The following is a 25,940-nucleotide window of genomic DNA, read 5'->3' on the forward strand; positions in this document are numbered from 1 at the left end:
GATGATAATGAAAGGCAAAAAAGGCCTTATAGTAGGCGTAGCCAATAATAAATCTATAGCTTATGGTATAGCAAAGGCTTGCTATGAACAAGGAGCAAGTTTAGCTTTTACTTTCTTAAATGATGCATTAAAAAAGCGCGTTGAGCCTATAGCAGAAGAATTTGGATCAAACTTTGTTTATGAGCTTGATGTAAACAACAACGAACATTTAGATTCTATTGCCGAAAAAATTAAAAAAGATCTAGGAGAGATTGATTTTATAGTGCATGCTGTTGCTTATGCACCAAAAGAAGCTTTAGAAAATTCATTCTTAGAGACTTCAAAAGAGGCTTTTGATATAGCTATGGGAACTTCTGTGTATTCTTTGCTTTCTTTAACGCGTGCAGTATTACCAGTATTAAAAGAAAATGGTGCAATTTTAACCTTAAGTTATCTTGGCGGGGTAAAATATGTGCCTCATTATAATGTTATGGGTGTAGCAAAAGCAGCTCTTGAAAGCTCTGTGCGTTATTTAGCAAGAGATTTAGGTATCAAAGGAATTCGTGTAAATGCGATTTCGGCAGGGCCTATTAAAACTTTAGCAGCAAGTGGAATAGGTGATTTTAGAATGATATTAAAATACAATGAAATCAATGCTCCATTAAAACGCAATGTAAGCATTGAAGATGTGGGAAATTCAGCAATGTACTTACTCAGTGATTTAGCTCGTGGTGTTACGGGCGAGGTGCATTATGTTGATGCAGGATATAATATCATGGGAATGGGAGATGTCACAAAAGACGAAAATGGAAATACTGTGCTTTGTTGGGATAATCAAAAAGGATAATAATGGCAAAACTCAGCAATGAAGAGTTAAAAGATATACTTATAAAACGCATTGAAAAAATCGAAAATTCAGATTTGGTAGATAAAAAAACTATCAATGAAGAAAGCGTAAAAGCTCTTGCTAAACATTTATCTTTGGGAAATGAAATTCCAGCTCTTGCGCAAAAGTTTTTCGAGCTTGCTCCTAAGACTAAGGTTGTTTGGCTACATCTTTGTGAGTGCACAGGCTGTAGTGAGAGCTTATTGCGTGCAGATTTGCCAAGTTTTGATGAGTTGGTTTTTGACTTTTTTTCTTTAGAATACCATGAAACTTTAATGGCAGCCAATGGGACAAAAGCTGAAGAACTTTTAGAGCATGTTTTAAAAGAAGACTTTGTTTTAGCTGTTGAAGGCGGTGTTGCTGCTATTGATACATTTTTTCTTACCATAGGTGCAGAGGGTGAGAGTGGTTATGAAATTTTGGAAAAATTAGCAGCTAGAGCTAAGGCTATTTTTGCTGTGGGAACCTGTTCTTCTTATGGGGGAATTCAAGCTGCTTATCCAAACCCAAGTAAAACTTGTGGTATTTCAGAAGTTTTAACCCAAAAAGTAGTCAATATCCCAGGTTGTCCTCCAAGTGATGTAAATATCATCGTAACTTTGACTTATTTTGCCTTATTTGGAATTTTGCCTGAGCTTGATGAGCAAAATCGTCCCGTTTGGGCTTATGGTAAGTGTTTGCATGATTTGTGTGAAAGAAAGGCTAAATTTGAGAGCGGAATTTTTGCAGAACATTTTGATGATGAAAAAGCCAAAAGTGGAGCTTGTTTATTTAAAATAGGCTGTAAAGGTCCTTATACTTATAATAATTGCCCTAAAGTAAAATTTAACGCTAAAACTTCTTGGCCTGTAGCTGCAGGACATGGCTGTATAGCTTGTAGCGAAAAGAATTTTTGGGATGAATTTGGAAATTATGAAAAACCTATGGCAAATCCTTTTTCTTATGCTAAGCTTACAAATCAGGAATTTAGCGCAGAATTTGCCCTAGAAGAGCAAATCCAAATCTTGTCTTTGATGGATTTTGAATTTGAAAGCAATTTAAAGCTTATCTTGCAAAATATCGCTAAAAATAAATTAGGTGCTTTACTTGTAGAAAACTATAAAACATCTTTTGAAAAAAACTTTATTTTTATAGAGCAAAATTTTGATGAAAATCCTATGCCTTCTAGTGATATTTGGAAGTATTTTGAGATCAATTTCATTTTAGCAAAGGGTGAATTTTTACAAGATAAAAACGACTTTTTAAAAGCGGCGCAAAATTACAGCTTTAAGCATGCAAGTCCTTATGATTTTAAACTTACTCTTAATGAGCAAAAATCAAAACTTGATGTGAGTAAATCTTTTCGTATGCCTTTGATTTATCTATGCGGAGGGCTTGATTTTGAAGCCCTTGCTTATAGTGTTTTGAAGGCTTTTGAGAAAAATTTCAAAAGTGTAATAGACTTTAATAAACAAAAAGCGGGTTAATTGATTACAAATTTTGTAATATTTAACCCTATAAAAGCCACTATATAAGCGCTGATACAAGTAAAAAGAAAAAGGAAAAAAGTATATTTTATTTTTCCGCTTTCTTTTGAAAAGACTATGGTTGCAGCAAAGCAAGGATTGTAAATCATTACAAATAAAATATAAGCCACCGCACTAGGCAAAGGGATATTCTTAGCGATAATGCCTTTTAAATCACTGCTTGTTTCATCTACTTCTTTTCCAAGAGAATAAAGTACCCCCATGGTAGAAATCATTACTTCTTTTGCGGCCAAACCACTGACTAAGGATACGCTTAATTTCCAATCAAGCTCAAGCGGAGAAAAAATAGGCTCAATTGTTTTGCCAAATTGCCCTAGATAACTTTGCTCAACGGCTCTTTCTTGAGCACTAAAATCATCTAAATTGCTTTCATTGTTTGGAAAATTACTCGCAAACCATATAAGCAAGGAAGCTACAAGTATAAAGGTCCCTGCTTTTTTAAGATACATTTTAGCTTTATTAAATACCATAAACCATACTAAATGCCAATTTGGCATACGGTATTTTGGCATTTCCATTACAAAGGGTTCATCAATGCCACGAAATGCAGTTGTTCTTAAGATTTTGGCTGCAATAAGTCCTAAAATAGCACCTAGAAGATAAATTCCAAAAAGATAATTTCCTGCTTCTTCGCTTGGAAAAAATGCACCAATAAATAATACATAAACAGGAAGTCTTGCCCCACAACTCATAAAGTTAATGACAAAAAGTGTTAAAAGTCTATCTCTTTTATTTTTAAGCGTGCGTGTAGCCATAAAAGCAGGCACAGAGCAGCCAAAACCAGTGATGAGCGGAATGAAGCTTTTTCCATGTAAACCAAATTTATGCAAAATTCCATCTAATAAGAAAGCCACTCTTGACATATAGCCTGTAGTTTCTAAAAGAGCAATGCCTAAAAATAAAATAATGATATTAGGCAAAAAAAGCACCACAGCTCCAACACCTGCAATAGCTCCATCGGCTAAAGCTGACGCGATGAAAGTGTTATGGATATTGTTTTTAACCCACTCACCTAAGGCATTAAAGCCTGATTCTATGTAATCCATAGGAATTTGTCCTAAGGTAAAAGTGAGCTGAAATAAAAGCCACATTAAAAATAAAAATATAGGTAAGCCAAAAAACTTATGAATGAGTAATGCATCAATTTTTTTAGTAAGATTTCTTTCTTCTTTTTTATAAGTAATAACTTTTCTTGAAAGCTCATTCACTAGGGTTAGTATATCTTCTTTTTCTAAGCTTTTTTCACAAAGTGGAGTGGAAAATCTTGATTTGGGTGTAAATTTATTTTCGAACAAAATAATGATTTTTTCAAGTAAGAGTTCTAAATTTTGTTTTGTTTTGGCTGAAATTTCAACAACATTGATTTGAAATTCTTTGCTTAAAATTGAAGTATCAAGCTCTATGCCTTCTTTTTTAGCCTCATCGCACATATTTAGAGCAAGAAGCATTTTTTTATTAAGACTTAAAAGTTCTGCACTAAGGATAAGATTGCGTTCTAAATTTGTAGCATCTAAAACATTGACTATGATATCGTAATTTTTACTTTCTAGAAAATGACGAGCGATTTTTTCTTCTTCGCTATAACCATCTAAAGAATAAGTCCCAGGCAAGTCTATAAATTCAAGTTCATAACCTTTATAGCGTGTTTTCGCTACGGCTTTTTCTACAGTAACTCCGCTAAAATTTCCTACTTTCATATTAGCCTTGCAAAGCGTATTGATAAGTAGGCTTTTGCCAACATTAGGTTGTCCTGCTAGTGCAATAGTAATTTTTTTCATAAGGGTTCCACTTGTATAGTTTCAGCTTCATTTGATCTTAAAATCACGCAAGTGCTTTCAAATTCCACCATAATGGTTGCATTTTTTAAAGAAGAGTGTACTTTTTTTAATGTTTTATTTTTCATAAAACCAAAACTTAAAAGCCTAGAATGAAGTTCTTTATAAGCTTTAATTTCTTTTATAATCGCACTTTGTCCATCTTTTAATTCATTGAGAGTCATTGATATATTTCCTTTGATGCAATTGTATAAAATATACACTAAAAAAATGTTTAGAAGTCTTGCAAATTTGTTTGAAACAATGGAAATATACTATATAAAAGAAAACCTTGTTTTATCTATTTGGTGTTAATTTCACAGTTTTTGAGCTTGAAGAATTTATATCTTGTTAAAACTTTTTACCGCCTTTTTAAACAATATGAAACTCACTATAATTCAACTATATTACGAAGGTTGTGTTTTAGTTTATCAATGGAAGAGATTATAGCAAATGCAATAATCAAGATAAAATTAATTATAAACTTTGCAAACTAAGAGGAGAGTATAAATGATACTTGTAACGCCTTGTGGTGTTATGGACATCGTAAATTTTGCTAAAAGTAAAATAAATAAACAAACTTTTAGATATATCTGCTTAATCTTAAAAATATGCTACAATGTTATTTTTTAAAGGATACAAGTTATCCGCCACTTGTGCCAAGTATCGAGCTTGTAAGGGGTGCAACCCTTAACCCCGCTAATAAAAATCAACTAAAATCAATAAATGATTTTTTGATTTTATTAGCTTTTGAAACACCAAAAAAGGAAAAATTCAAAAATGCAAAAACAATATCCAGAAGTGCATAGCTTAGAAGAAAGCCTTGCAATACTTAAAAAATATAAAGATGATTTAACCAAAGAGCAATACGAGAATATTAAATCAAACATAGGAACTCACGCTATTGAAAGCATTTACCTTAACGAGTTAGATATTATTATGTTAGTTAAAAAAAATGTATATGGTTTAAGTGCTGATGAGATATTAACAGAATACAAAGAAAAAGGATTTGTAGAATATGCCAAAAATTGCCACCGCTCATTGCAATCCTAAAAAAACAACCTGCATAAATATTTTCTTGTTTGCAAGTTATTTTTTAGCGTCCTTATTTTAGAGCTTTAGCGATAAAACTTTGCATTTGTATAGCAATTCCTGTCTTACTACTCCGAGTCATTATAGATAAATTTAGGTAATTCTATTGTAATAAAACTAACTTTAGCTAAAATAATCTATAATGAAAAAATATAAGAAGATGATTTATTATAAAAATAGCCCTAAAATCGATATTTTACCCTTTTTTAAGAATAACACTATTTAATTAGCTTTAGCAAATTGCACCTAAATAGGTGCCATGATTTGTTATAAGTAGGGTCAGGGCACGAAGCTCGTTTAAAACGAGCGAACGACAAGCCCTCACCCTAATGCTAAGAATTAAATGGATATATCTAAAAGCTGATCTTTTTTATTGTCTGCTTTATCTGTATTTGTAGAATTACTTTGTTCTTCTTTTTTAGCTTCAGCTTCTACTTTCTCTTTTTTTTCTTGAAATTTTAAAGAAAAATCTATAGTTTGCCTATTTACTTCACTTTTGCCAAAATTAGTGGTGTCTATAACACCACAGGGTGTTACAAGTATCATTTATACTCTCCTCTTAGTTTGCAAAGTTTATAGTTAATATTATCTTGATTATTGCATTTGCTATAATCTCTTCCATACTGATAAACTAAAACACAACCTTCATAATGTGGTTGAACTATAGGCTGTTGTGATACAGTAATTTTGCTAAGGCAAGGCTAGATAATGAAGCAATAACTGCTAAACCTAAGATAATTTTTTTCATTTTAATCCTTTCTATGATTAAAATTCTGATATATAAAAAATTATAAAAGTAAAAACTTAATTTAATATTAAATAACAGAAAAAACAAAAATTTGCTTAAACATTGAAAAAAATTACTCAACTTTTTTGTTTTCTCTCGCGCGTACGCGTACGCGATTTTTTATTTTTTATATTTTTAGGGAACTTTCAAACGCTTATATTATAGGGGATAGAGATGCTATTAAAAAAAGCAGGGAATCTAAACTATTAAGAGGGTGAATAATATTGACAATACCTATATCTAGCTTTAATGAGATAGAACAGGATTTATTATGTGGTTTAATGGTAAAACTTAAAGAAGAAAAATAAAGTAACATTTTATCCTAGTGATTTAAGAAGCATTCTTAAAAGTGATTATACCAATGAGAGTTTATTAGAATTTTCATTATCCTTAAGAGAAAAGTTTTTTAAAGCTGACTTTACAATAATTGAAAAAACAACTAGGGGGAAAAAGAAGTTGAAGCACACAGAACAATAAACCTTTTTACAGAATTTGCAATTTATGTTTATGCAAGCTCAAAAGATTTAGAGAGTATAGAAATACAAGTTAATCCGCAATTTGAATACATTTTAAATCAACTAAGCGCTAATTTTACAGCCTTTGAACTTAGCGAATTTATTGCCCTTAGCGGTAAATATGCTAAAACACTTTACCGCCTTTTAAAGCAATACAGAAGTACAGGAAAAGCTTATTTTGAATGGGAAGAATTTTGCAGGATTATGGATATACCGCAAGATTATAGACAAAGCGAAATTGACAAAAGAATTTTAAAACCTGCCATAAAAGAACTTTCAAAAGAACGCAATCTTTTCGACCAAGTGCGAGTGCCTTTTAAAAATCTTGCCTATGAAAAAGAAAAAACCGCAGGGCGTGGGCAAGGTGGCAAGGTTTCAGGTATTACCTTTACTTTCAAACCTGAAAATATCGAAATGCAAAAGCTAGAAAATGAAAGCCAAAAAATAATGAGCGATGAGCAAAAATATTTAAAAATTTTAAACAATATGAAACTTAATCAAGTCCGCTTTGTTTATAATGACAAGCTTTGGCAATTTAACGATTTTGATTTTAATGAATTTAAAATTATTGCAGTAGAGCTTATAAGAGATGAGTATGAGAATTTAAACTTTGGAAATCATATGCACTTTAATGCTAAAAACCAAGAGCAGTTTTTTAAAATGATTGATACTTTTAGGAATGGGATTAGGTAAAAAATTTGCTATAATTATCTTATTGAAGGATACAAGCTATCCGCCACTTGTGCCAAGTATCGAGCTTGTAAGGGTGCAACCCTTAACCCCGCTAATAAAAATCAACTAAAATCAATAAATGATTTTTTGATTTTATTAGCTTTTGAAACACTAAAAAAAGGAAAAATTCAAAAATGCAAAAACAATATCCCGAAGTGCATAGCTTAGAAGAAAGCCTTGCGATACTTCAAAAATATAAAGATGATGTAAGCAAAAAAGACTATGAAGAAATTAAATCTACCATTTGCGGACACGCTATTGAAGATATGTTTGCAAATGAAGAAGATATTATTATGCTAGTAAAAATGAGTGCATATAATCTAAGTAGTGATGAGATAATAGCAGAATACAAAGAAAAGGGATTTGTAGAATATGCCAAAAATTGCCACCGCTCATTGCAATCCTAAAAAACAACCTGCATTAAATCACAATGATAGAACCAACGATAATGCTAAAACCATCACTAAAGAACTTACGCATTTAAATGAATACTCTTGCACTAGTGATGAAGTGCGTAAGAATTTGAAAATCATCTAAGCCTATGAAAAAACATTCTAAGCTTTGAAAAACACAATGTCAAAGCAAGATTATGGGCTAACTTAAGAATGCTTTTTTAATTATCACAAATGAAAGCAAGAGAGAAAACGATAGATTAAAACTTAGCTAAAAGAAATAGGTAAGGAGTTATTGTAAGTCTTTTTAGGACTTACAATGAAAGATCAGTTTGCTTTTCTAAATGCTTTATTTGTTCTAAAATATCGTGAATTTTATCCATGGTGAGGTTTTCTTTTGCGTTGTTGATGAATTTATCTTTTAATTCTTCAAAGCTTAAAGGATTGTCAAAATTACCTTTATTGATAAAAACATCTTTGCAAATCACTTTTCCATCTTGCAAAATAGCTTCCATATGTCCAGGAAAATATTTTGGAAAACCTTGAGATTTTCTTTTTTCATAAGTGATTTTTTGTGCAAATTCAAGTACTTCTTTTCGTTTTAAATTCTGATAGGATTTAAGAGTAATCTTACCATCAAAAAAACCTAAAGCCATCAAAAAAGGCATGGAAAATTTAGCTTCATAAGCGCTATTTGGAGTATATTTTGCTTCTAAAGGATCGCAAATAAAAGAAATAGGAACTTCATCTACAAAACAACGAATACTTTTGATTTCATCTGCTTTTAAGCCATCATTTTTTAAAGCTATAGCACAATCAATAAGACCATGAGCAAAATGACAACTTGGATAAGGCTTTATAGAAACTTGCATACTTTGCCAAATTTCACCCAAGCCTTTATCAAGTTCTGTTTTATCGCATTCTTGTTCTATACCAAAACATTTAAAGATATTATCTCTACCTTCAAAAATGCTTAAAGGTCCACTCATGTTATTTTTAGCAAAGTTAGCGACTAAAATTCCATTTTTAATAGCATTTGCTATATGCAAGACTTTTGAATTAGAACCATTAGATAAGAACTCATTAATCCCGCTTGCAAAACTTCCAGCAAGTCCTAAAGCATTGATGATTTGTTGCTTGTTTAAATCAAGTAAAACCGCACTTGCACTCACGCTTCCAAAAATTCCAGCGATAGCTGTAGTATGAAAACCACGCTTGTGGAAAGTTCCTTTGCTTGCAATGCCCACTCTAGCAGCAACTTCCCAGCCAACAATAAAAGCTTTTATAATTTTTTTAGCATCTTTACTGATATGAAAACCATAATTTAAACAAAGAGGAGTTAAAATCGCACTTGCATGTAAAATCGCTTCTGTATGCGTATCGTCAAAATCAAGTGCGTGAGAAGCAATGCCATTTAGCATGGCCGCATAAATAGGATCTAGTTTTTTATCATTTACCCATACAGGGGTATTTTTTTCTGTGCTTAAATTTTCAAAAGCTTTAAAGGCGTTTAAAACACATTCTTCCTTACTTGCTGCTATGGCCGTTCCAAGGCTATCAAGCATAAGCTCTTTAGCTCTTTGAACGACTGCATCAGGGATATTTTCATACTGAAGATTGAAAATAAAATCCGCCAAAATTTCGCTATATAACATCGTTTTTCCTATTGTAAAATAGCATGATTTTGAATTTTTTCTAAAAATTCATCTACCAGTTTAGGCGCATATCCTACATAGCTTGTTGCATCAAGTAAAGCATCGATATCTTTTTCTTTTAAGACTTGAGATACTCTTGTATCTGCAAGCAATACTTCTTTGAAAGTTTTTTGTTGCTCAATACCTAGCATAGCATTTTCATAAACAATTTCATGGGCGTGTTGTTTGCCGTAATGATCACTTAGCGCAAACATAACGCGTTCTGCTAATACAAAGCCTTTAAGGGTGTCAAGATTTTTAAGCATTTTATCTTTTTTAACTTCTAGATCACTAAGGGCAAATTTCATATTTGCTAAAACCACAGAAAGCATTAAAAACATTTCAGGTAAAAGCTTCCATTCCATTTTCCAAACTTGCCCATCTCTTTCATGCTCGTGTCTTTCTATGTCGCTTAAGATCGCTAAATTTGCTTTAAAGGCATTGCTTACAGTAACAGCATTTTCACTTACCGCAGGATTTCTTTTGTGTGGCATAGTGCTAGATCCTACTTGCCCTTTGCCAAAAGGTTCTGCTACTTCATCGATTTCATTGTGCGAGAGTATGAGTAATTGATGAGCGATTTTGTTAAAAGTTGCATTGATATTGCCTAGCACAAAACCAAGCTCTATAAAACGATCGCGTGCAGGTTGCCAAGAGATATTAGGCACTTCAAGTCCTAAATTCTCTAAAGTCAGCTTTTCTACTTCATTGCATTCATCGCTTAAACTTGCTTTAGTTCCAACAGCTCCTACTATACTACCTACATAAAGTCTTTTTTCAAGTTCAAGTATTCTTTCAAAATGACGATCAAGCTCACTAAGCCAGATGGCTACCTTATGCCCAAAGGTGATAGGTAAAGCTTGTAAAGCAAGAGTTCTTCCCATCATAGCAGTATTTTTGTGTGTTTTGGCAAGTTTTGCTAAAGCTTTTGCAATGGCTTTTAATTCACTTTTTACAAGAGTCATAGCTTCTTTAAATTGTAAAACAAGTCCTGTGTCAATGATATCTTGAGTGGTTACTCCAAAATGTACATATTCACCCAAATTATTATCGCAAGCTTTTTCTAAGCCCCTAACAGTAGGAACTAAGGGATGTTTGGTTTTTTTAAATTCATTAAAGATAAAATCCATATCCATAAATTTATAATAAGCTTTTTTTGCGATTTCATCTGCTGCTTCTTGAGGGATGATATTAAGTTTTGCTTGTGCTTTTGCTAATGCTGCTTCAACATCGAGCCATTTTTGTATGCGATTTTCTTCACAAAAAACAGCACGCATATCTTGCGTGCTCCATGAATCTGCTAATAATTTATGATCAAATACGCTAATTCCAGTCATTTTATTTCCTTATTTTTTAATGCTATCAAAAGCCTTAGTTAAATCAGCAATCAAGTCTTTAGTATCTTCAAGCCCTATATGAAATCTTACAAATGGACCTCTTTGACTCCAATCTGTTGCAGTTCTTGGTGGAGTAGTTACAGTTGCTAAACTTTCATAGCCACCCCAGCTAGCACCTATGGAAAAATATTCTAACTCATCTACAAATTTAATAGCATCTTCTTTACTATAACCCTCTGCAAATTCGATAGTAACCATACCATTAGCACCTTTATGATCGCGCATAAAAATTTCATGGTTTGGATGGGTTTTGAGTTTTGGATAGAAAATAGTTTTAATTTCCTTTCTTGTTTGTAAAAATTCTACGATTTCATCTGCACTTTTTTCATGAGCTTTCATTCTTACATCTAAAGTTCTCATACCACGAAGAACCAAATAAGCATCATCAGGACTTGTTGTAAAGCCTAAAGCTTCAGGAAGTTTGTCAAAATTTTTCCATTCTTTTTCATTGATAACTACTACACCCATAGTAACATCAGAGTGACCGCTAAGATATTTTGTCGCAGCTATAACCGAAATATCTACGCCTAGCTCAAGTGGATTTAGGAAGTATCCGCTTGAATAAGTATTATCAATAGCTACAGGAATATTATGAGAGTGTGCAATTTTGCAAAGCTTTGGTAAATCTATGATTTCATAAAGTATAGAACCAGGGCTTTCGCATAGAATGAGCTTAGTATTAGGCTTGATTTTTTCTTCTACATCGCTTGCATCGGCTTTTAAAAAATCAATTTCAACACCCATTTTTTCTAAAAATAATTCGCAAATTGTTCTCACAGGCCCATAAATTGCATCAGTAATTAAAAAATGTGCGTCTTTGCTAGCATAGTTTAAAAGCACCATGGCAAGTGCTGCAAGTCCTGTTGGGAAAAGCTGAGCTCTGTAGCCACCTTCTAAAGTGCAGATAAGTTTTTCGAGTTCGAAGTTGGTTGTCGTTCCTCTAGCGCCATAGCTTAATACACGATCTGTTTTTCTTAATTCTCTATATTTTTGCCAAGTGGCATGATCTTTAAAAAGTATGGTTGATGCACGCATAAGCGTAGGATTAACTGATCTTACTTCAACATTTTGATCGCCTCTACCGCAATGAATAAGTTTAGTTTTTGAGTTCATTTTTTCTCCTTTTAAAGATAAATATAAGTCATAATAATATTTACAATAGCCGCTACAAGCATAGGAATAGCCGTTCTTTTAACCACAGCAAAAGGACTTACTTTTGCAATAGCTGAGATAGCTAAAATAGCAGGTGCTATAGGGCTAACACATCTTCCAAAACCTGTCATGATTTGAATAGGCGCTATCATGGTAATAGTTTCAATACTAAAATGTTTTGCTATATCTGGGATAAGTGGGGCAAAGCTAAAAAATGCTGCATTTCCTGAACCCATTAAGAAAGCACAAACTGCGAGCAAAATTGAAACAGCGATGATGATAGCAAGTACTCCAAATCCTGCATTTTTACAAAAATCTATTAAAGTATCTACAAAGCCAACAGATAAAAGCCCACTTGCAAACACTTGACCGCACACTATCAAAGAAACAGTGATGACAAATAAATGTCCCATTCCTTTAAAGAAAATCATAATAGAATTAAGTGTTTCTACTACGCTTTTATAGCGTATCATTTCAAAAGCAATTGCAACAAAAGTTGAAATCACCATAGCCACAGGAACATTCATCTTAATAGCTGAACTAGCTGCAGCTTTTACTTCTTCTTCGCTGCTAATTCCCATTAAAACCAAAATGCTATCAAGCACAGAGCTAAATCCAAGTATTAATACTAAAGGTATAACAGGCAAGATAGCATAAATTTTTGGAGGTTTTTTAAGTTCATTTTCTTTATCTTTATTTTCACTGAGTTCTTTTTCTACTTCTTGAGCATTAAAAACAAAATTATCTTTTTTATCAAAGAATTTATTGCAAAAATATATAGCAATACCTACAGCTACAATGATAGGTAGGGTTGTAGGGAGTTGATAATGAACAAAATAAATAGCAGGATCAATTTCAGCTACTTTTGAAGCCATGATTACATTGCCACTTCCAGGACCATGATCAATATATTGACAAATACCAATTACGCTTAGAGCTGAAAGTTTAGAAACTCCAGAGCGAACCAATATAGGATACATAGTAACCATAAGCAAAAGCCCTAAACCTGCATGAGAAGGGATAAAAAGAACCAAAAATTGCACGATAAAATATGCAACTAAAAGTAAAATATAAGGGGATTTTACCATTTTTAAAGGTTTTTCAAAAACTTTAAAGAGTGCGTAAGAAGCCCCAACATGATCCATATAAGCAGAAAAACCTGCTATAGCCATTAGTGTTAGTCCTAAACCTGCTAGAGTATTTGACATGGTTTGGTTAAAGACTTGAAAGATGTCAAAAAAACCTAAATTTAAAGAATTTTTTTCAACAATATGTGGTGAAATTCCAAAAATAGCAGCTAGGGAAAGTAAAAGTAAACCACTTAAAAGCAAAGCCATATGGGCATTGATTTTTTTATAAAGCATAAATACAAGCAAAAAAACGCTAAATAAAGAAAAAGCTAAACCTAACATGTTTTATCCTTTTTTAGCAATAACTTCTATTTCTACTTTAGCTCCTTTTGGTATATCTTTTACTGCAAATGCACTTCTTGCAGGATATGGAGATTTGAAAAATTGTGCGTACACTTCATTAAAGGCAGCAAAATCTGAAATATCTGCTAAAAGGCAAGTTGTCTTGATAACTTGATCGTAAGAAATTCCATTTTCTTCTAATATAGCTCCTATATTTTTTAGAGATTGTTTGGTTTGCTCTTTGATATCAGAGCTTTCTATCTCTCCTGATGCTGGATTGATAGGGATTTGTCCTGAGATAAAAAGAAAGCCATTTGCTTCTCTATAAGCTGAATAAGGGCCGATAGCCTTTGGATAATTTGACATTTTTTCTCCTTTTTTGTTAATGTAAATTAAACAAATGTATTTTATCACGATAATAATAATTTGTCAATATTTTATTATCACAATAATAAAATATTATTTTTAAGAATGTTTTTAAAAAATTAAAGTTAAAATTTAACCTTTGGATTCTAAATTTATTTTTTTAGGAATATTTTCATGGACGAAAAACAAATTGAGCAATTTGTAAAGCTTACGAATTTTTTAGGACAAGTTTTAGGCAAGCAGTATGAAGTAGTTTTTCATGTGCTTTCTAAAGAGGGTGCTTATATAGCAGCTATTGCAAACAGCCATGTAAGTGGCCGAACTCTTGAGTCTCCTTTGAGTGCTTTTGCGAGTGAGCTTGTGCAAAATAAAGCTTATTTAAAAGAAGATTTTTTGTGTGATTATAAGGCTTTAATCGGAAAATCAAAACTTGTTAGAGGTTCGACATTTTTTATAAAAAATTCTGATGAATTAGTGGGAATTTTATGTATCAATCACGATACTAGTATGATGAGAGATTTGGTTTGTAAGATTATAGATATAGAAAAATTAGACGATATGGGTGAATTTTTAAATCAAAATAAAGAAAATAATACCAGTGTGGATAGTTTAGGAAATATAGAAACCCTAAGTCATTCTATAGAAGAAATTTTAGCCCAAAGTATTGATATGAATTATTTAAATTCAGACTATCAACTCAGCATAGCGCAAAAAGAAGAGATTACAAAAACTTTATATCAAAAGGGTATTTTTAATATCAAGGGTTCTGTGCCTATAGTGGCTAGGCTCTTAAAAATTTCAGAGCCTAGTGTTTATAGGTATTTAAAGAATTTTAAATCATAGAATTTATTTTTTAAATAATTTTAAAATTCCTAAAGAAAGGCGTTTGCTTAAGCTTTTTTTAGAGCTCTTGAGTAAAAACTCAGCCACATCTTTACGGCCAAACATGATAGCAAAGCTATAAGGCGTCATACCTAGGCCGTTATTTTCATCTATATTTGCTCCATGTTTTACCAAAAGCTCACACATAGGCAAATAGCCCTTAAAACAAACCCCTGCCAAAGGTGTTTGCCCACGATCATTTTTTTCATCAACAAGTGCACCCTTCTCTAAAAGCATTTTTGCACATTCGTAAGAATTATTATAAGTTGCAAGCATAAGCAGGGTATCTCCTTTATGTGTTTTTAAATTCACATTCAATCCTGCTTCTATCATGATTTTAAGATTTTCGTATTCATTGTTTCTAGCAAAATTAAAAGCCATTTTGCAAAGTTCGGCAAATCTTTTTTCTTCTTCTAAGCTAAGTGTTATCATCATTTTTCCTTTATTTATAATCTTTAGTTTGCCACTTAAAAAGTGGCAAGTAAAAATTATTTTCCTAAAGCTTTTTTAATACCTTGTGCATAATCAGGTGAAATTTTTTCAAAATGTCCTAAAGCTCTAGCAATGATTTTTTCTTCTACACCTTCCATAGAAGCTGCTATATTTTCAAAAAGTTGTTCTTTTTGATTTTGATTCATGATGTTAAACAACGCTCTTGGTTGAGTGTAAAAATCATTATCTAAAGGTGCGTATCTTTGTGCATTGCCTTCTAAAACTAAATCAGGTTCAAGATAGCTTTTATCTTCTTTTGGGCTTTCTTCATAGCTGTTTGGCTCATAATACGCAGCACCATTTTTATAGCTATCAAAATTCATAGCACCTGCAACATTGTAAGTATTTACTTCACTTCTAGCACGATTTACAGGTAAAAGGTGATAATTAGTTCCTATTCTATATCTTTGTGCATCAGGATATGAGAAAATTCTAGCTTGTAGCATTTTATCGGGACTAAAACCTATACCAGGTACTATATTGCTTGGGCTAAAAGCTGCTTGTTCTACTTCATTAAAATAATTTTGTGGATTTTGATTTAAGATCATTTCTCCTATATCCATTAAAGGCACTATGCTATGCGGCCAAATTTTAGTTAAATCAAAAGGATTAAAGCCTAGTTTGTCAGCATCTTTTTCAGCAAGAATTTGAACTTGAACTTTCCATTTTGGGAAATCTTTATTTTCTATAGCATTGTAAAGATCTCTTTGGTGACTTTCTCTATCTTTAGCGATAAGTTCAGCGGCTTCTTTATTGCTAAGATTTTTAATGCCTTGTAGGGTTTTAAAATGGAATTTTACCCAAAATCTTTCATTTTTGTCATTGATAAAGCTATAAGTATGGCTTCCAAAACCGTGCATATGACGATAACTTGCTGGAATTCCTCTATCGCTCATAAGAATGGTTACTTGGTGTAAGCTTTCAGGAGACAAACTCCAAAAATCCCAAGCAGCATTATTACTTCTTAAATGTGTTCTTGGATCTCTTTTTTGAGTATGGATAAAATCAGGGAATTTATAAGCATCACGAATGAAGAAAGTCGGAGTGTTATTTCCTACCAAGTCCCAGTTTCCTTCTTTAGTATAAAATTTAATAGCAAAACCTCTAACATCGCGTTCAGCATCTGCTGCACCTGCTTCACCTGCTACTGTTGAAAAGCGCAAAAACAATGGAGTAACTTCACCTTTTTGAAAAATTTTAGCTTTGGTATAAGCACTTAAATCCGCTGTAATTTTTATTTCACCATAAGCGGCACTTCCTTTTGCATGCACTGTTCTTTCTGGAATTCTTTCTCTGTTTTGATGGGCAAGTTTTTCAAGTAAAAGATAATCTTGCATAAGTAAAGGGCCTTTTGCGCCTGCACTTAAAGAGTTTTGATTATCGGCTATAATATTTCCGAAGTCGTTAGTTAATTTTTTCATCATTTTCTCCTAAATAATAATTTTTATTAATTGAGAAATTATATCTATTAAAAATTAAAGTTAACTGAATTAAACTCAATAAATCGATAAATAATATAAATGATAATAAATTTCAAAATAAATTTAGTTTGATTATATTATAATAATAATTATCAAAATAATTTAAAATAAAAATCACAAAGGAGAGCGTATGTCAGTTTTGGTTATTGGTGCAGATGAAATAACACCTATTAAGGCTGTTTTGTATGATTTAGGTGCAAAGAAAATAGAGCATTGGGATGCACGCAATGAAAATAGAGTCAATCGCAAACCCATTCCTTGTGATACAGAATGTATAGTGATGCTTACAAGTTTTTTAAATCACAATACTATGAAAAAAATTAAAAATGAGGCTAAAAAACGAAAAATTCCATTAGTTTGTGCAAAAAGAAGCGTAAGTTGTGTGTATTGTGAGTATTGTAAGATATTTAATTTAGATAAAGAATTTTCTTGCTCTAAGGCAGAATAATGCTATTTGGATTTGAAGATAAAAGAGAATTTATCCCTAAAGTTTATAGTTCTTTATGTAAGCAAGAGCTTGTCAAAACTTTTTTGATTCAATACAATGCTAGTGTTGATAGTGTTTTAAGAATCCCGCTTTCATATGCAAGAAGTGCAAAAAATTTAAAAAAGCCTTTTCAAAACTTCTTGCAAGATGCGATACATATGCCTTTTGGTAAAATAAAAAATATCGATAAAAACCTTACTTTGAACATTTTTTATTTTCAAAAAAGAAAGAGTTTGATTTTCAAGACTAAAATATTTCAAAATGTCGATATTTTAAGACTTTTAAGGGCTTATTTTAGAGGTATTTGCTTTGATTCACAAGTTTTATTTGATTTTTATGTATATGATAAAATTTCTCATCAAAATCAAAATCGAAGCATTGTTCAAAATGATAATTTGATTATCATAGATAATAAAATTGCGGTTTTGCCTCTTTGCAAAGAAGTAGATCTTCAAAATTTAAATATCGATAGTGAAATTCAAAAAATATCTAAATTTATATATCAAAATCAATTTGAACAAATTTGCATAGTTTGTCCGCGTAACAAAAACTTCACACATTTTGTTCAAATAAAACATTTTTTATGCGATTTAAATAAAACTATGTTAAAATTAGTCCCGTATTCAATAACAAATAAACTTATAAGGAGAAAATAATGTCAGTAGCAGTAATTTATGGAAGTGCTATGGGAAATACAGAAGGAGCAGCAAATACAATTGCTTCAAAATTAGGAATTAGTGATGTTTTAAATGTTGCAGATATTGATGCAGCTAAAATTAATTCTTATGATAAATTAATTTGTGGAACTTCTACTTGGGGAAGTGGCGATTTACAAGATGATTGGGATGGTTTTGATTTTTCAGGTCTTAGCCTTGGTGGAAAAACTGTAGCTGTATTTGGAATGGGTGATAGTGAAAGCTATTCAGACACTTTCTGCGGCGGTATGGGAAAACTTGCAGAAAATTTAAAAAATGCAGGCGCAAATTTAGTAGGTGAAGTTTCAACTGATGGTTATACATTTGAATCAAGCGATGCAGTTGTTGATGGAAAATTTGTAGGTCTTGCACTTGATAATGACAATCAAGAAGATCAAACTGAAGCAAGAATTGACGCTTGGGTAGAGCAAATCAAAGCTCATTTTGCTTAATTTTTAAAAATATCGGCTTTCTTTGCCGATATTTCAGTATATTTTAATTATTCTACTTTTTTCAAAACCCGCTTAGAAAGATAAAAGACTGCTTTTTATATAGAAGAGGTTTGAAATTTATACACCATTAAAATATTAAATTCGCACTCAAAAATCGATTTTATCTTTTTTGCATGGCAAGTATCATCACCTTTGCTTTACAATCTGCACAGCAATAAAGAGTTTTTATCTTGCTCTCGTCATTACCAAATTTAGGTTTCATTAAATTTGCAATTTTTTCTACCGCTTTTTTGGTAGCAAATTCTTTTCCGCATTCTATACAAGCAAAAAGTTCATCTTTTGCCATGGTTTGGTATTCAAAATAACTTGGATTAAATTCCATTCCACTACGCGTAAGTTTTAGAGTATCTTTTTCGGCACAACTTACTTCGCAGTATCCACAGGTGGTGCATAATGAAGCATTAAATTTGAGTGCATTTTCTTTAGTATCGGCAATCAAAGCTCCTACATTACAGGCTCCTACACAAGAAAGGCAGAGAGTACAGGTGTTTGCATTGATTTCTATTTTTCCATATCTTAACCATTCACCACTTTCTTTTAGACCAAAATCATCATTTTGGATCAAATTTTGCATTCTTTTGGCAAAATTTTCTCTGGTGGTAAGAGTGTTATTGTGAAAATCAAAACTTAAATTTTCTATAAATTCTTGCTTTTCTAAAGCATTTTGCAATTCTTTTTCATCTTTGGCTGTAAAAATAGCTTCTTTTTGGAATTTTCTTTCAAAAAAAGTGTTTAAAAGATCTATCGCTTCAGCACTTCCTCGCGAAATAAAATCCGTATAAAAAACCAAATTTGCACCACTGCTTTGCAAAAGAGTTAGAAAATGCATGGAAGAAAGCCATTTTTCACCCTCTATCATAAAAGGTAGAACATCTTTGGGTAGTTTTATGTTTAAATTTTCTAAAGACATTTTTTTAGGTATGATTAAAATCTTTTTTTCTTTATAAAATTCACAAAGTTCAAAAAAACTTTCCCTAGGCATGGGTGCATAATCAAGCGAGCCACTAGGACATACGCTGATACAGCCTCCACAGCCTAGACAATCTACTTGAGAAAATTCTAAATGCTTGCTTTCATCATCTTTTAAAATGGCTACCGTAGGACAAATTTCAGCACATTTTGCACAATGCTCACTGCGTCTTTCGTGGTATTGACACACACTAGAATCATAGGTGATATAGGTTTTATATGTGTATTTTGGACTTTTATCTTGTAAAAATTCAAGTAAACTTTCTTGATCTTTAAAATTGCTAATATTATAACAACCACTTTGTCTTGTAAAATCCTTGCGAATTTCGTTAGAATTTGTATTAAAAAGTAAAATATCAAAATCAATTTCTACTTCTTCTCCTTGATTTAAAATTACAGCACAAAGCTCGCCTATACTGCCAAATACCGCTAGAATTTCTTCATTTTTTAAGCTTATGATTTTAAAATTTTGTTTTTTTAAAAAATCAGCCATAGCATCATCAGAATCTACTAAAATAATGCGGTTTTTTACTTCTTTGTTTTGTTCTAAATCAAGTCCTAAATCATAGACATTTGCTCTAGCTTCATAAAGCTTTAATATGTTTTTACTTCTTTCTAAAATTTCATCTTGTGAATTTTTAAGATAAAAATTAATTTCTGGAGCATAAATTTGTGCTTTTTGTGCTTTTTCATTAGAAATTAAAACTTCTTCATCCTTGCATTTTTCCCAAATATTTATCTCATCAGGCAAGGGAATAAGATTTTCATTTTGTATGAAAACAAAGTCTTTCATTGATTTTCCTTGATTGTCAATTTGTCAAATTCTATGGTAAAATAACCAAATATTTTCTTAAGGCTTAAGATGAACAAATTTAGAACTTTTCCGCAAATTGGAAGCTTGATTGATGATGAGAGTTTAAAAGAATATCCTTTTTATTTAAGATCTCATTTTTGCAAAAGTGTTGTTGCTAAACTCAAGGCGAATATAACTGAAGATTCATGGGATAAAAATACTATTTTAGAAAAAATACAGCAAGAAATTCAAAAACATTTACGCAAAGATTTACAAAGTGTCATTAATGCTACGGGTGTGGTCATTCATACAAATTTAGGGCGTAGTGTTATTGATGAGAGTATTTTTGAAAAGTCCAAAGATGTGCTTTGCAATTATGCTAATATTGAATTTGATTTAGAAAACGGTAAAAGAGGGAGTCGCTATGCTTTAGTGCTTGAAAAGCTTAAAATGCTTTTTGAATGCGAAGATGCTTTGGTTGTAAACAACAACGCTGCAGCAGTTTTTTTGGTGCTTCATTCTCTTTGTTTTGATAAAGAACTCATCACTTCAAGAGGCGAGCTTGTTGAAATTGGCGGAAGTTTTCGCGTGAGTGAAGTGATTAAAGCTGCAGGAGTAAAGCTTTGTGAAGTAGGCACGAGCAATAAAACACATTTAAAAGATTATGAAAAAGCTATAAATGAAAATACTAAAATGCTTTTAAAAACCCATAAATCTAATTTCGCTTTGATTGGTTTTCATAGTGAGGTTGGCATCAAGGATTTAGGAAATTTGGCAAAAGAAAAAGGACTTTTGAGTTATTATGATTTAGGTTCGGGTTGGTGTGAGAATTTAAATCCAAAACTGATAAAAAACGAGCCTAAAGTCAAAGATGTGATAAAGCATTGTGATATTTTGAGCTTTAGTGGGGATAAGCTTTTTGGCAGTGTGCAAGCTGGAATTATACTTGGTAAAAAAGAATTGATTGATAAAATTAAAGAAAATCAACTGCTAAGAATGTTAAGAGTGGATAAAATCACACTTGCTTTTTTAAATGAAAGTCTTAAGGCTTATCTTGAAAAAGACTACGAAAAAATCACAAGTTTAAAGCTTTTAAATGATGAAATCACTTATATTAAAGAAAAAGCTTTAAGAGTGCAAAATAAAATTCAGATTAAAAGTGAATTGAAAATGAGTAAAAGTTTAGTAGGGGGTGGTTCTATGCCTGATAAAACTTTAGAAACTTGTATTTTAGCTTTTAATGGCAATGCTTTAAAATTGCAAGAAAAATTTAGAGAAAAAAATATCATAGGTCGTATAGAAAATGAAGCTTTTGTGCTAGATTTTAGGACAATTAGAGAAAAAGATTTATCAAAATTAATTCAAATTATCAATACTATGGAAAATTTATGAATTCGCTACTAATCGGTACTGCAGGGCATATTGATCATGGAAAAACTTCTTTGATTAAGGCTATAAATGGTTTTGAAGGGGATAGTTTAAAAGAGGAAAAAGAAAGACAAATCACGATTAATTTAAGTTTTTCTAATTTAAATTATAAGCAAAAACACCTTTCTTTTATCGATGTGCCAGGCCATAAAGACTTGGTTAAAACGATGATAAGTGGAGCTTTTGGTTTTAGCGCTTGTTTATTTGTAGTCGATATTAATGAGGGTTTAAAAGAGCAAAGCATAGAACATTTAGAAGTACTTGAACTTTTAGGTGTGAAAGATATTATCTTAGTGCTTAGTAAATGCGATTTATGTGAAAATCCCAAGGAGCAAGAGCAAAAAATTCTAAACTCACTTGAGTTTACACCTATGAAAGTGTTTCATACTTCGATAAAAGATCAAGAAAGCATTGAGCGCTTAAAAAATTATCTTTTAAATTTAGAATGTAAGAATGCTAATGAAAATCTTGTTTTTCGTTATTATATCGATAGGGTTTTTTCTTTAAAAGGTATAGGAACCATAGTTACTGGAAGCCTTAATGAAGGTAAAATTTCCCTAAATGAAAAAATCATTTGTCTTGACAATCAAAAAGAACTTGTAGTTAAAAATATACAAAATCACGAAAGTAATTTTAATGAAATTTCAGCTTTTAACCGTGTGGCTTTGAGCTTAAATTGTGATTATAAAGAATTAAAAAAAGGTTATGTTTTAAGCAAAAAAGGTTTTTTTAAGGGCTTTAAAGAATGTGATGTTTTGATTAAAGCTAAAAGATTAAAAAATGAAAAAATGCTTTTTTGTGTGGGTACAAAAAGCATAGAGTGTAAGATAAGTATTTTAAAAGAGTTGGAAAATAATGAATTTTTTGCTCATCTTGAATTTGAAAAAAATCTTTTTTTATGTTTTAATGAAAAATTTATTTTATTGCAAAATAATCGTGTTGTGGGCGGAGGAGAGGTTTTAAATCCTGTGAGCGAGCCTTTGAAAAAGGAACAAAAAAATAAATTTTTAATGCTTTTGAAAAATAAAGAATTAAAAAAGGCTTTTGAATTTCTAAAAAACACGCATAAATATGGCTTTGGCTTGCTCTCAAGTTACCAAAGATTTAAGTTAAGTCACGAAGAAGCTTTAAATTTAGCCAAAGAATTAAGTGGAGTTTTTATAGATGAAAAAAATCTTAATATTTATAATCTTTTAGCCTTAGATGAGCTTAAAAAATTCATTTCTTTTATACTTGAAAAAAATCCTTATGCTATGCTTTCAGCAACTTCTTTAGCCCTAAGACTTCCTTGGGCCAGTGCGGAATTTTGCGAGTTTGGACTTCAAAATCTATCAAATTTACTTGAATTTGAAAAGGGGGTGTATTTTAAAAAAGGAATTGATTATGAAAAGCTTAGAGAAAGAAATAATGATGAGCTATACAATATACTTAAAAAACAAGGCATAAAACCTCAAGCCCCTTATAATTTATATGAATTTTTAGAACTAGACAGAAAAAGTGGAGATGAAATTTTAAAAAAACTTACCAAGCAAAATCGCGTCATAAGACTTTCTCATAATCTTTTTATAGAAAAAAATGCCTTAGATAAACTTATGCAAGAATGCCTAGAAATTTTAAAGAGTCAAAGCCTTGATATACAGAGTATGAAAGAGCGTTTTAATCTTTCAAGAAAATATGCCATAGCTTATTTAGAATACCTTGATAAAGATGAGAGAGTGCAAAAAAAGGACGAAAAAAGATTTTTAAAAACAAATATTTAGAATATCATTATAAAATAAAACATTAATATTTGATTTTAAGGAAAATAAATGAAAAAAATAAGCTTAATCCTTGCTTGCTCAATGTCTTTATTTGCTGCTAGCAATTCTGAAATCAGTGATTTTTATTCTAAAAGCATTAAAGCACAATTTCCAAATGCAACAGTGAGTATAGGTAATCGCCAAAAGGTTGGAAATACAGGCTTTGAAAGCGTGATTGTTACGATAACGCTTGAAGGACAAAAGCAAGAGCAAATTCTTTTTACAAAAGATAATCTTATCGTTCCTGATATTATTGATTTAAAAACTAAAACTTCTTATGCTCAAGAATATGAAATGAAAAAATTCCAAGAGGCTAGGGCAAATTTCACTAAAAATGTAAAACCCGTAGTTCAAGAAGAAACAATGCTTATAGCTTTAGGCGATAAAAGCAAGCCTGCTATTTATGTATTTTCAGATCCAGAATGTCCTTATTGTAGAGATCATTTAGCACAGATTAAAGATGAGCTTAAAAATTATCAAGTCAATTATATCTTAACTCCAGTGCATGGTAAATCAGCTTTTGAAAAATCAGCATTGATTTACAAAGAGAGCAAAAAAGCTAAGAGTGATGATGAGAAAATAGCTATTTTAAATAAATACTATGACGCAAATATCAAATCTTATCCAAAGGTGAGCGATAGCGAGTTAAAAGAAGTATTTTCTCTTTATGAAAAATATCGTTCTTTAGGTCTTAGTGCTACTCCAACTATCATCAAATAATGAGAAAAATTCATTTAATTTCAGTTTTATTTCTAGCACTCTTTTTGAGTGCTTGTGCAAAGTCTGCCTTTGTTCAAAGCTCTATACAAACAAGCAATGAAGGCATTTTTTTAAAGGCCAAACAAGGGCAAAGTTTTAGTATCACTTTGCAAAATCCAAGTAAAATTCAAAGTGCTCTAAAAGATGAATTAGCTTTAAGGCTTAAAAATTTAGGATTAAAAGAAGTATCTTTGAATGCTGATTATGAAATTTTGATCAATCTTGTAGATTTTAAAAAGCATTCTTATGCCCAAAGAATTACAAGTTCGGGAAGATTTTTTTATGATTTTGATCCTTTTGAAAATAGTGGGGAATGGTATATTGAAAATTACTATACTATGCAAGTAAATATACAAATTAGCTCTAAAAATACCCCACAAAAAACGAGCTTATTTGCCCGCACGGCTTATCTTAGTGATAAAAAGCGTTGTCAGCTTTCCTTAGAAAATAAAATTATAAATCAAATTTCAAGCTTTTTTTATTTTTGATTTAAATTTTACTTTCTAATTCTTCTTTGTTTGTCAGCTTGCTATCAAATTTAATGACTAGGTTTTTTGAGTTTTTATAAATATCTACAACACCTAAATTTTTATTAAATTCGCTAAAATTTAAAGTTGTTTCTAAAGGCAAATAAATATTTTTAAATTCAGAAGGATTTTTTAAATATAATAGGGCTATAAACCAAACAATAGACAAAGCTACTAAAATAATAGCCAGCAATTCTAATTTGTTAAGATGTAAAAATATACCTCCTATTACACCTCCTATAAAACTTCCACCATATCCAAAAGCATTAAAAAGTCCTAAAGCAGCACCTTTTTCATGTACTTTACAGAATTTAGAAGCACAGCTTTGCATAATGGGTTCGTGCAAGTTAAACCCTATAAAAAATATCACAACTGCAACGATAAAAAAAGTAATGGAATTAGAAAAAACAAAAAAGATATAAGAAAGGATAAAAAAAGCTATCCCTAAAAGTAAAATTTGCTTTGCTAAGCCTCTTTTTTCGCCCAAGCTTCCTGAAAATCCCATGGCGATAAAACCTGCTATCATAGATGCTGTATAGACAATCCAAAGCTTATGCTCATCAAAGCCTAAATGTTTTACTAAAATGATAGGAATACTTAAAAATGCTATACTCATAAGCATTTTTTGCATGAAATTGGTAAAATTCATTAGGGCTAAATTTTTTTGTTTGATAAGATGTAAAAAAGGAGTTTTGGTATTTTCATGAGTGATTTTATTTTCTTTTGGAACGACAGTATAAAGCAAGATGATACATAAAAGCGATAGAGCAGCACTAAGATCAAAAAGACTAGAAAGCCCCCATTTAGCACTCATTAAAGGCGAGATTACCATAGAAGCTGCAAAAGATAGTCCTATAAAAGATCCCATTATCGCCATAGCTTTACCGCGATTTTCTTCGGTGATAAAATCGCTAATCATTGCCGTAGCTACTGCGCCAATAGCACCTGCACCTTGAAGCATTCTACCTACTAGCATTGTATAAATATTATCAGTCCAAGAGCAGATTAAAGATCCTATTATAAAGATAATCAGCCCTATAAGCATAGTTTTTTTACGCCCAATTTTATCGCTTAGTATTCCAAAAGGCATTTGTAAAGCCATTTGGGTTAGAGCATAAACACCCACTAGAAGTCCTACTAAAAATTCATTTGCGCCTTGGAGTTCAAGAGCGTAAAAGCTAAGCACAGGTAAAACTATAAAAAGTCCAAAAAATCTTGTTCCAACGATAAAAGATAGGGGTAAGACATTATTTAACATTATTTTGGTTTCCTAAAAATCTTAAATTTTACAAAAAAAGATAATTTTACTATGAATTATATTAAGGATTGTTAAGTTTTTTATTTTATCTTTTTAAAAGGCTTAAAAAAGTAA

The 25,940-nt window shown here is 31.3% G+C and carries 25 protein-coding genes and 1 pseudogene; 14 read left to right on the plus strand and 12 right to left on the minus strand.

Features of this window, described 5'->3' with window-relative positions; genetic code table 11:
• Nucleotide 1: 1 nt before the first annotated feature.
• Both fabI and AAID94_01925 read left to right on the plus strand, forming a co-directional pair.
• Nucleotides 2–826 (plus strand): enoyl-ACP reductase FabI, encoded by an 825-nt coding sequence (gene fabI / locus AAID94_01920; GenBank protein XAK24761.1) that lies wholly within the window; start codon nt 2–4, stop codon nt 824–826.
• Between the two features lie 2 nt (nt 827–828).
• Nucleotides 829–2,331: a hydrogenase small subunit gene (locus tag AAID94_01925; protein ID XAK24302.1), complete on the plus strand. Its 1,503-nt coding sequence runs from the start codon at nt 829–831 to the stop codon at nt 2,329–2,331.
• On the opposite strand, the gene feoB is transcribed toward AAID94_01925, so the two are convergent.
• Both feoB and AAID94_01935 read right to left on the minus strand, forming a co-directional pair.
• Complete coding sequence (feoB, locus tag AAID94_01930; protein ID XAK24303.1) at nt 2,328–4,169, minus strand: ferrous iron transport protein B; 1,842 nt, start codon at nt 4,167–4,169, stop codon at nt 2,328–2,330. The genes AAID94_01925 and feoB overlap by 4 nt on opposite strands.
• Nucleotides 4,166–4,390: a ferrous iron transport protein A gene (locus tag AAID94_01935; protein XAK24304.1), complete on the minus strand. Its 225-nt coding sequence runs from the start codon at nt 4,388–4,390 to the stop codon at nt 4,166–4,168. Before AAID94_01935 ends, feoB begins: the two co-directional genes overlap by 4 nt.
• Nucleotides 4,391–4,985: 595 nt before the next feature.
• Between AAID94_01935 and AAID94_01940 the strand changes: the two genes are divergently transcribed.
• Entirely contained in the window at nt 4,986–5,258 is a 273-nt protein-coding gene (locus AAID94_01940) for a hypothetical protein (GenBank protein XAK24305.1), read from the plus strand.
• Nucleotides 5,259–5,636: 378 nt separating this feature from the next.
• On the opposite strand, the gene AAID94_01945 is transcribed toward AAID94_01940, so the two are convergent.
• Entirely contained in the window at nt 5,637–5,843 is a 207-nt protein-coding gene (locus tag AAID94_01945) for a hypothetical protein (protein ID XAK24306.1), read from the minus strand.
• Nucleotides 5,844–6,302: 459 nt separating this feature from the next.
• On the opposite strand from AAID94_01945, the pseudogene AAID94_01950 reads away from it, so the two are divergent.
• From AAID94_01950 to AAID94_01960, 3 genes and pseudogenes are all read left to right on the plus strand, one after another.
• Nucleotides 6,303–7,292, plus strand: a pseudogene (locus AAID94_01950) (RepB family plasmid replication initiator protein).
• Between the two features lie 173 nt (nt 7,293–7,465).
• Nucleotides 7,466–7,738 (plus strand): hypothetical protein, encoded by a 273-nt coding sequence (locus AAID94_01955; GenBank protein ID XAK24307.1) that lies wholly within the window; start codon nt 7,466–7,468, stop codon nt 7,736–7,738.
• Entirely contained in the window at nt 7,704–7,868 is a 165-nt protein-coding gene (locus AAID94_01960; GenBank protein ID XAK24308.1) for a hypothetical protein, read from the plus strand. The genes AAID94_01955 and AAID94_01960 overlap by 35 nt, the downstream gene beginning before the upstream one ends.
• Nucleotides 7,869–8,037: 169 nt before the next feature.
• Here the strand turns inward: AAID94_01960 and AAID94_01965 are convergent, their stop codons facing one another.
• Genes AAID94_01965 through AAID94_01985 form a run of 5 tightly spaced genes read right to left on the minus strand, consistent with a single transcriptional unit; the run spans nt 8,038 to nt 13,744 of the window.
• The gene (locus AAID94_01965; GenBank protein ID XAK24309.1) at nt 8,038–9,378 is read right to left on the minus strand and encodes an MmgE/PrpD family protein; all 1,341 of its coding nucleotides are present in this window, start codon (nt 9,376–9,378) and stop codon (nt 8,038–8,040) included.
• Between the two features lie 8 nt (nt 9,379–9,386).
• On the minus strand, nt 9,387–10,754 hold the full coding sequence (gene purB, locus AAID94_01970) for an adenylosuccinate lyase (protein ID XAK24310.1): 1,368 nt from the start codon (nt 10,752–10,754) through the stop codon (nt 9,387–9,389).
• A gap of 9 nt (nt 10,755–10,763) precedes the next feature.
• Complete coding sequence (locus AAID94_01975) at nt 10,764–11,927, minus strand: PLP-dependent aspartate aminotransferase family protein (GenBank protein XAK24311.1); 1,164 nt, start codon at nt 11,925–11,927, stop codon at nt 10,764–10,766.
• A gap of 11 nt (nt 11,928–11,938) precedes the next feature.
• Nucleotides 11,939–13,378, minus strand: a complete 1,440-nt coding sequence (gene dcuC, locus AAID94_01980; GenBank protein ID XAK24312.1) for a C4-dicarboxylate transporter DcuC — start codon at nt 13,376–13,378, stop codon at nt 11,939–11,941.
• Nucleotides 13,379–13,381: 3 nt separating this feature from the next.
• The gene (locus AAID94_01985) at nt 13,382–13,744 is read right to left on the minus strand and encodes a RidA family protein (GenBank protein XAK24313.1); all 363 of its coding nucleotides are present in this window, start codon (nt 13,742–13,744) and stop codon (nt 13,382–13,384) included.
• Nucleotides 13,745–13,918: 174 nt separating this feature from the next.
• Between AAID94_01985 and AAID94_01990 the strand changes: the two genes are divergently transcribed.
• The gene (locus AAID94_01990) at nt 13,919–14,587 is read left to right on the plus strand and encodes a PAS domain-containing protein (protein ID XAK24314.1); all 669 of its coding nucleotides are present in this window, start codon (nt 13,919–13,921) and stop codon (nt 14,585–14,587) included.
• Between the two features lie 3 nt (nt 14,588–14,590).
• Here the strand turns inward: AAID94_01990 and AAID94_01995 are convergent, their stop codons facing one another.
• Nucleotides 14,591–15,058: a Cj1386 family hemin-binding protein gene (locus tag AAID94_01995; protein XAK24762.1), complete on the minus strand. Its 468-nt coding sequence runs from the start codon at nt 15,056–15,058 to the stop codon at nt 14,591–14,593.
• Nucleotides 15,059–15,114: 56 nt separating this feature from the next.
• Nucleotides 15,115–16,539, minus strand: coding sequence for a catalase (locus AAID94_02000; protein ID XAK24315.1), 1,425 nt, complete (start codon nt 16,537–16,539; stop codon nt 15,115–15,117).
• A gap of 190 nt (nt 16,540–16,729) precedes the next feature.
• Here AAID94_02000 and AAID94_02005 point away from each other — a divergent pair, with 190 nt between their 5' ends.
• From AAID94_02005 to fldA, 3 genes are read left to right on the plus strand one after another with little or no spacing between them, the layout of a single operon-like run.
• On the plus strand, nt 16,730–17,047 hold the full coding sequence (locus tag AAID94_02005) for a DUF2325 domain-containing protein (protein ID XAK24316.1): 318 nt from the start codon (nt 16,730–16,732) through the stop codon (nt 17,045–17,047).
• A complete protein-coding gene (locus tag AAID94_02010; GenBank protein XAK24317.1) occupies nt 17,047–17,742 on the plus strand; it encodes a hypothetical protein in 696 nt (231 codons plus the stop codon). Before AAID94_02005 ends, AAID94_02010 begins: the two co-directional genes overlap by 1 nt.
• Nucleotides 17,742–18,233 (plus strand): flavodoxin FldA, encoded by a 492-nt coding sequence (gene fldA, locus AAID94_02015; protein ID XAK24318.1) that lies wholly within the window; start codon nt 17,742–17,744, stop codon nt 18,231–18,233. The genes AAID94_02010 and fldA overlap by 1 nt, the downstream gene beginning before the upstream one ends.
• Before the next feature lie 160 nt (nt 18,234–18,393).
• Here the strand turns inward: fldA and AAID94_02020 are convergent, their stop codons facing one another.
• Nucleotides 18,394–20,055 (minus strand): 4Fe-4S dicluster domain-containing protein, encoded by a 1,662-nt coding sequence (locus AAID94_02020; GenBank protein XAK24319.1) that lies wholly within the window; start codon nt 20,053–20,055, stop codon nt 18,394–18,396.
• 69 nt (nt 20,056–20,124) lie between these two features.
• Between AAID94_02020 and selA the strand changes: the two genes are divergently transcribed.
• The 4 genes from selA to AAID94_02040 are packed head-to-tail and all read left to right on the plus strand — an operon-like array spanning nt 20,125 to nt 24,529.
• The gene (gene selA, locus AAID94_02025) at nt 20,125–21,447 is read left to right on the plus strand and encodes an L-seryl-tRNA(Sec) selenium transferase (protein ID XAK24320.1); all 1,323 of its coding nucleotides are present in this window, start codon (nt 20,125–20,127) and stop codon (nt 21,445–21,447) included.
• Entirely contained in the window at nt 21,444–23,243 is a 1,800-nt protein-coding gene (selB, locus tag AAID94_02030) for a selenocysteine-specific translation elongation factor (protein XAK24321.1), read from the plus strand. Before selA ends, selB begins: the two co-directional genes overlap by 4 nt.
• Nucleotides 23,244–23,291: 48 nt before the next feature.
• Nucleotides 23,292–24,002 (plus strand): DsbA family protein, encoded by a 711-nt coding sequence (locus AAID94_02035; GenBank protein ID XAK24322.1) that lies wholly within the window; start codon nt 23,292–23,294, stop codon nt 24,000–24,002.
• Between the two features lie 44 nt (nt 24,003–24,046).
• Entirely contained in the window at nt 24,047–24,529 is a 483-nt protein-coding gene (locus AAID94_02040; GenBank protein XAK24763.1) for a hypothetical protein, read from the plus strand.
• Nucleotide 24,530: 1 nt separating this feature from the next.
• Here the strand turns inward: AAID94_02040 and AAID94_02045 are convergent, their stop codons facing one another.
• Nucleotides 24,531–25,826: an MFS transporter gene (locus AAID94_02045; GenBank protein ID XAK24323.1), complete on the minus strand. Its 1,296-nt coding sequence runs from the start codon at nt 25,824–25,826 to the stop codon at nt 24,531–24,533.
• Nucleotides 25,827–25,940: the final 114 nt, after the last annotated feature.

This window comes from Campylobacter coli (assembly GCA_039516895.1).
Taxonomy (GTDB): domain Bacteria; phylum Campylobacterota; class Campylobacteria; order Campylobacterales; family Campylobacteraceae; genus Campylobacter_D; species Campylobacter_D coli_B.

Excerpts from the sequence above, each read along its gene's own strand:
- fabI (XAK24761.1), top strand. The coding sequence starts at position 2 with ATGATAATGAAAGGCAAAAAAGGCCTTATAGTAGGCGTAGCCAATAAT.
- AAID94_01925 (XAK24302.1), top strand. The coding sequence starts at position 829 with ATGGCAAAACTCAGCAATGAAGAGTTAAAAGATATACTTATAAAACGC.
- feoB (XAK24303.1), bottom strand. The coding sequence starts at position 4,169 with ATGAAAAAAATTACTATTGCACTAGCAGGACAACCTAATGTTGGCAAA.
- AAID94_01935 (XAK24304.1), bottom strand. The coding sequence starts at position 4,390 with ATGACTCTCAATGAATTAAAAGATGGACAAAGTGCGATTATAAAAGAA.
- AAID94_01940 (XAK24305.1), top strand. The coding sequence starts at position 4,986 with ATGCAAAAACAATATCCAGAAGTGCATAGCTTAGAAGAAAGCCTTGCA.
- AAID94_01945 (XAK24306.1), bottom strand. The coding sequence starts at position 5,843 with ATGATACTTGTAACACCCTGTGGTGTTATAGACACCACTAATTTTGGC.
- AAID94_01955 (XAK24307.1), top strand. The coding sequence starts at position 7,466 with ATGCAAAAACAATATCCCGAAGTGCATAGCTTAGAAGAAAGCCTTGCG.
- AAID94_01960 (XAK24308.1), top strand. The coding sequence starts at position 7,704 with ATGCCAAAAATTGCCACCGCTCATTGCAATCCTAAAAAACAACCTGCA.
- AAID94_01965 (XAK24309.1), bottom strand. The coding sequence starts at position 9,378 with ATGTTATATAGCGAAATTTTGGCGGATTTTATTTTCAATCTTCAGTAT.
- purB (XAK24310.1), bottom strand. The coding sequence starts at position 10,754 with ATGACTGGAATTAGCGTATTTGATCATAAATTATTAGCAGATTCATGG.
- AAID94_01975 (XAK24311.1), bottom strand. The coding sequence starts at position 11,927 with ATGAACTCAAAAACTAAACTTATTCATTGCGGTAGAGGCGATCAAAAT.
- dcuC (XAK24312.1), bottom strand. The coding sequence starts at position 13,378 with ATGTTAGGTTTAGCTTTTTCTTTATTTAGCGTTTTTTTGCTTGTATTT.
- AAID94_01985 (XAK24313.1), bottom strand. The coding sequence starts at position 13,744 with ATGTCAAATTATCCAAAGGCTATCGGCCCTTATTCAGCTTATAGAGAA.
- AAID94_01990 (XAK24314.1), top strand. The coding sequence starts at position 13,919 with ATGGACGAAAAACAAATTGAGCAATTTGTAAAGCTTACGAATTTTTTA.
- AAID94_01995 (XAK24762.1), bottom strand. The coding sequence starts at position 15,058 with ATGATAACACTTAGCTTAGAAGAAGAAAAAAGATTTGCCGAACTTTGC.
- AAID94_02000 (XAK24315.1), bottom strand. The coding sequence starts at position 16,539 with ATGAAAAAATTAACTAACGACTTCGGAAATATTATAGCCGATAATCAA.
- AAID94_02005 (XAK24316.1), top strand. The coding sequence starts at position 16,730 with ATGTCAGTTTTGGTTATTGGTGCAGATGAAATAACACCTATTAAGGCT.
- AAID94_02010 (XAK24317.1), top strand. The coding sequence starts at position 17,047 with ATGCTATTTGGATTTGAAGATAAAAGAGAATTTATCCCTAAAGTTTAT.
- fldA (XAK24318.1), top strand. The coding sequence starts at position 17,742 with ATGTCAGTAGCAGTAATTTATGGAAGTGCTATGGGAAATACAGAAGGA.
- AAID94_02020 (XAK24319.1), bottom strand. The coding sequence starts at position 20,055 with ATGAAAGACTTTGTTTTCATACAAAATGAAAATCTTATTCCCTTGCCT.
- selA (XAK24320.1), top strand. The coding sequence starts at position 20,125 with ATGAACAAATTTAGAACTTTTCCGCAAATTGGAAGCTTGATTGATGAT.
- selB (XAK24321.1), top strand. The coding sequence starts at position 21,444 with ATGAATTCGCTACTAATCGGTACTGCAGGGCATATTGATCATGGAAAA.
- AAID94_02035 (XAK24322.1), top strand. The coding sequence starts at position 23,292 with ATGAAAAAAATAAGCTTAATCCTTGCTTGCTCAATGTCTTTATTTGCT.
- AAID94_02045 (XAK24323.1), bottom strand. The coding sequence starts at position 25,826 with ATGTTAAATAATGTCTTACCCCTATCTTTTATCGTTGGAACAAGATTT.